Source organism: Desulfovibrio sp. 1214_IL3152 (assembly GCF_036763055.1).
Classification (GTDB): Bacteria; Desulfobacterota; Desulfovibrionia; order Desulfovibrionales; family Desulfovibrionaceae; genus Desulfovibrio.
In genome coordinates, this window is the sequence record NZ_JBAIYW010000596.1 from 1 (window position 1) to 3,870 (window position 3,870).

The window sequence follows — 3,870 nt, forward strand, 5'->3', positions numbered from 1 at the left end:
TGAGGCCGAGCAAAAAAGCGCCTCCGGTACAGGTGAGGGGGCGTTTGCGCACCAGAGCATACGGGTCAAAGCCGGCGGCAGCTTCCCGCAGGCGACGCTTGGCCTCGTCTACTGTGGCGTTTTCTTGCGTGGAAGAGACAGCCATAACAAACCTCCGGCAACGCCCGCACAGGCCAGGGCCAGAATGCCCATAACCCACGCCGGATGCAGGATGACGATCAGCGCCTGATACAGGGCCGCGACCAGAAAGGCCACAGCCGCAGCCCCGAACAGCAGACCGAGGGCCAGCAGCACAGCCATGCGCACCGTAAGCAGCGCGTGATGCCGCAGCTGCCGACCCTCAGCCTCCAACAGGTCAAAGAAACGGATTACTATCTCGGTAAGGCCGTTCACGCCCGATACTACTTGCCGTGCCGGAAGAGAAGAGAAAGCGCATACCCCGCGCCAAAGGCCAGCAGCAGGCTGCCCAGGGGGTTCTGACGGATGCGTTCGCTGACATTCTCAACGCCGTCTCCACCGGCGGCCATGACTTTTTGCAGTTTTTCGGCCGCAAGCTTCTGATACTTCTCAACTTCATCTTCCAGCCGCGAACTTACAGAAGCCGCGTGGTAGGAAGCGTTTTTTTCGGCGGTCTTGGCAAGGGTTTCGATCTGCTTGCGCAGGGCCTGCACTTCTTCTCTCAGGGTATCCATATTTTCTTCGTTTTTCACGTTCATATGTCTCTCCTTTTCAAACCTCCGGCCTGCACAGAGGCCGGGGCATTTTCATATATCGGACCACACTCGCAACATATCCCAATCACGATATACGCGCAACAGCAGCCGCGCCCCAAGCCCTGGCGGCTGTGCGAACCGCGCGTATTTTTCCGGCCGGACCGCTTTACACAGCCGACTTTTCGGACAACAATCAGCGTGAGCAGGCAAAAAATCGAGGCGAGGTTTTCATGCAAGACAAAAGAAAGATGGCCGTTATCATTGTCATGTCCGCAATTGTTTTCATCATTACCCTGCTGGGGCAGATGATGCTCGGACAACGCACCCAGGACGAACAAAACCGCACTCCGGCAGCGCAGACCCAAACCGCGCCCACAGCCGCAACCCCGGCAAACACTGCTGACGCCCCTGCGCCGGCGCAAACCGAAGTCGCGCCCGGCCAGCCTGCGAAACTGCCTGCCGAACAGCCCGGTCTGGAAAAGGCTCCTGTGGAAAATGCACCGGCGGCCAGTGTCCCCGTGGAAACACCCCCTGCCCAAAGCCGGGAGCAGAAAAACCCGTCATAGAGCAGATTAGCTTTGAGAATGTACATTCTCAAAGTTTAAGACACGCTCGCTTCGATGCTTAACCGCGCAAGTAAATAGCCCTGCTGTCTTCGTGGCAGCCGTTGGCGAGCCTGCGAGCCTTATGAATGGCGACAGTGGTTGTGTGGAAACAAACCGCTCGTTACACATGGTGTCTGCAAGCGTAATTTCCCGCGTTACAACTCCTGAAGCATCCGTAACTTCCTTTGTCGTAACGGCTGAAGCTGCGCTTGCATCTTTGCGGCGGGCGACTGCTCACGCCTTCGCAGAACAGTTTCAAAGCCAAACTGCTCTAGACAGTGTCGTCACGAGATGAATTTCCTTGGTATATCAAGGAGAACGAGCCTTTTACGCAGGGAGTGTACTCTTATGGTACTCGACCGGAATAAAAGGCGAAGTTCGACACAGAGATACCGGGAAAGGCGCTCGTGACGACACTGTCTAAAGTGAAATCCGGCTGACGACCCCGTGAACTGAATGCAGCGGCAGCTTATAAAACTGCACAAAAGGCGGAGCAAGCTTTTTGATGACCGCATAGACCTTCCACACAATGGAGCGGGTGAATATGTCCTCAACCCCGTAAAATATGGCTCGCGGCTTGAGGCCCATCTGCTCCATCAGCCCGTCAATATCTATATACTCCATATAGCCGGCGGTAACGGTAAACACCTGTATTCCCGCCACTGGCGTATCCTCAAAATGGCATTCCAGACCTTGCGGCTCATACGTACGCGAAATGCTGAGCATGACGTTGCGTTCGTAAATGATGCCGTTGTCAAACATGGTTCTGCAAATATACGGCGATATGTTGTCCAGGCTGCGCAGAAAGAAGATGGCCGTCCCCTTGATGGTATGCCCCTGCTTTCTCTGCTTTGTAAATTTTTCCATAAAAACGTCTTGCGGCATGGGCTGCATGCGCTGATACACGGCCTTCTGCCCCTGCGTATAAATGAGGATGATCCCCAAGGGTATCATGGCAATGACCAGCGACCAGTAGCCCCCGTGCGGCAACTTGTAAAAGTTCGCCACCAGATAGATCACATCCAGAACGCAGATGGCCGCTGCCGTAGCGCACAGCCAGGGGCGCTTTTTCAGGTGGAATATCCAGGCCATAAGAATGCCCGTGATGGTCATGGTTCCGGTAACGGCCAGGCCGTAGGCCGCGGCGAGCCTGTGCGACTCCTTGAAGCCGATGATGACCAGCACCACGGCAATGAACAAGGCCCAGTTTACGGAGCCTATGTAAATCTGCGAGTGCATTTCCTTTGAGGTATAATCCACCTTGAAAAGAGGCATGATATGCGTAGCCATGCTCTGGTACATAATGGAAAAAATGCCGCTGATGAGGGATTGGGACGCAATAATGGTCGCCAGAAGGCTCAATATCAGGAACGGGGCATACAGCCACCGCGCCTGACTGTGAACCATCTCAAACAGCACGTTGTTCGCGCCGGGATTATGGACGAGAAAGGCCGTCTGCCCCATGTAGCACAGCAAAAGCGCGGTAAAAACCATGCCCCAGGCGGCCAGGATGGGCTTGCGCCCCATATGCCCCATGTCGGCATACAGGGCTTCGCCGCCGGTGGCGCACAGGATGACCTCTGAGAGCACAAAGAAGCCCGCCAGACCGTTACGCAGCATGAAATCAATGCCGTACCAAGGATTAACGGCCTTGAGCACCGCTGGAAACTGGCTGAGCGCCGCCAGGCCGGAACAGGCCAGAACCCCGAACCACACGGCCATGACCGGGCCAAAAAAGGCCGAGAGCCTGCTGCTGCCGTTTTTCTGAATGGAAAAAAGAAATACGGCCACAAGCAGGGCCAGGGCCACCAGCGCGCCTTGCGGAACATCTTCAAGGCCGGGCAGCAGCACCAGCCCTTCCACTGCCGAAAGGATGGTGATGGCCGGCGTAATGACGCCATCGCCCACAAGCAGTGAAACTCCGATAAACGCCAGCACCGAGGCCACGCCTATTTTCTTTCCGGACTGCAGCATGGGCCGCAGGATGGAAAGAAGCACAATGGTTCCGCCCTCTCCGGCCTTGCTCAGGCTCATCGCCAACCAGGCATACTCAACTGTTACAAGCAACAGCAGCGTCCATATGATCAGTGAAAGAATGCCGATAAAGTTGGCTTCGGTTCTTTCCGTCATCATAAAAATGACTGCCAGGGTGTATATGGGACTTGTGCCGATGTCGCCAAAAACAAGGCCCAGGGATTTTATGACACTGGCAGGGGATACTTTTTGCGAATCCATATGTCTCCAAGGGAAACCGTTTCGGACGGACCCGTTCCGACAGGGTTGCGAAACGGCAGGGAGCAAGAAAATACGTTGAAAAACCGGGGCGGCCGCGTGACGAAAAAGCCTTTGCAGAAGCGGCAAAACCGGCGGTGCGGCGAGAGAATATCCGGAAGCCGTTTCGAGCAAAACGGACACTATAGCAGAGAAAGCCCTCTGGCAATGCCCCACCCGACAGCCCCGTAAAGCGGCCTCACAGGGCAGCCGCGGGCAGCATTGCAGGGGTTGCGCGCTAATGCCACAGGGCCGGATGCACGCTTGCAGGGGCAAGCCTT

General features: G+C 55.9%; 4 protein-coding genes. 1 reads left to right on the forward strand and 3 read right to left on the reverse strand.

Annotation, left to right across the window (positions count from 1 at the left end):
- Window positions 1-108: 108 nt before the first annotated feature.
- Together V6C07_RS12570 and V6C07_RS12575 are read right to left on the reverse strand one after the other, a co-directional pair.
- On the reverse strand, window positions 109-393 hold the full coding sequence (locus V6C07_RS12570; RefSeq protein WP_333536817.1) for a hypothetical protein: 285 nt from the start codon (window positions 391-393) through the stop codon (window positions 109-111).
- 8 nt (window positions 394-401) lie between these two features.
- Window positions 402-716 carry a DUF883 family protein gene (locus V6C07_RS12575; RefSeq protein WP_333536818.1) on the reverse strand — a complete coding sequence of 105 codons (315 nt, stop codon included), beginning with the start codon at window positions 714-716 and terminating at the stop codon, window positions 402-404.
- 227 nt (window positions 717-943) lie between these two features.
- On the opposite strand from V6C07_RS12575, the gene V6C07_RS12580 reads away from it, so the two are divergent.
- Window positions 944-1,279 (forward strand): hypothetical protein, encoded by a 336-nt coding sequence (locus V6C07_RS12580; RefSeq protein ID WP_333536820.1) that lies wholly within the window; start codon window positions 944-946, stop codon window positions 1,277-1,279.
- 459 nt (window positions 1,280-1,738) lie between these two features.
- On the opposite strand, the gene V6C07_RS12585 is transcribed toward V6C07_RS12580, so the two are convergent.
- A complete protein-coding gene (locus tag V6C07_RS12585; protein WP_333536821.1) occupies window positions 1,739-3,553 on the reverse strand; it encodes a KUP/HAK/KT family potassium transporter in 1,815 nt (604 codons plus the stop codon).
- Window positions 3,554-3,870 lie beyond the last annotated feature (317 nt).

Coding starts and splice junctions, on each gene's coding strand:
- V6C07_RS12575 (WP_333536818.1), bottom strand. CDS start 716: ATGAACGTGAAAAACGAAGAAAATATGGATACCCTGAGAGAAGAAGTG.
- V6C07_RS12580 (WP_333536820.1), top strand. CDS start 944: ATGCAAGACAAAAGAAAGATGGCCGTTATCATTGTCATGTCCGCAATT.
- V6C07_RS12585 (WP_333536821.1), bottom strand. CDS start 3,553: ATGGATTCGCAAAAAGTATCCCCTGCCAGTGTCATAAAATCCCTGGGC.